General features: G+C 46.1%; 1 protein-coding gene. It reads right to left on the bottom strand.

Annotation, left to right across the window (positions count from 1 at the left end; genetic code table 11):
• A partial coding sequence (locus ROSEINA2194_RS07995; protein ID WP_007885444.1) for a hypothetical protein occupies positions 1–531 on the bottom strand: 531 nt, incomplete at both ends.

Raw genomic sequence — 531 nt, 5'->3', positions numbered from 1 at the left:
CCGACATGCCATGCTGGCCACGGATAAATAAATCAGGCGTATTGTTCCCCAATCCGCTGACTGTGGAGCGAACTTGCAGACCTAACATTTTACCTTGCAGCATATTCGTCAGCGTCAAATCAGGGAAGGTTCCGAACTGTCCGTTCTCCAGTACGCTCGTTGCGCCTACTTCATTCCCTTTATACGTCTTGCCACCATCGGCTCTATTCACCAGCGATTCTTCGGTCAGAAACAGAGGCTCTTTCTTCAATACAATCTTTTCAGGCACTATATTGCTGCCCAACAGTTTATACACTTTATCTTCATATCCCAAAGCCTCCACCATAACGGTTGCGTCATTCTCGACCTTCGTCTGAAAACGTCCCTTTGCATCTGTATATAGAACGACTGCGCCTTCTCCACAAATGATAGAAACATTCTTCAACGGGCTACCTTTCTCGTCGGTAACAATAGAAACTACTTCCACCAAAGGCTTCTTCGCCGACTTTCTCTTTGATTTATTTTGTGCGAAAGTCAGGCTAGAGCCAACGA

The organism is Roseburia inulinivorans DSM 16841, from assembly GCF_000174195.1.
Classification (GTDB): Bacteria; Bacillota; Clostridia; order Lachnospirales; family Lachnospiraceae; genus Roseburia; species Roseburia inulinivorans.
The sequence above is the reverse complement of the archived record's forward strand: the minus strand, read 5'-3'. Positions and strand labels throughout refer to the sequence as shown.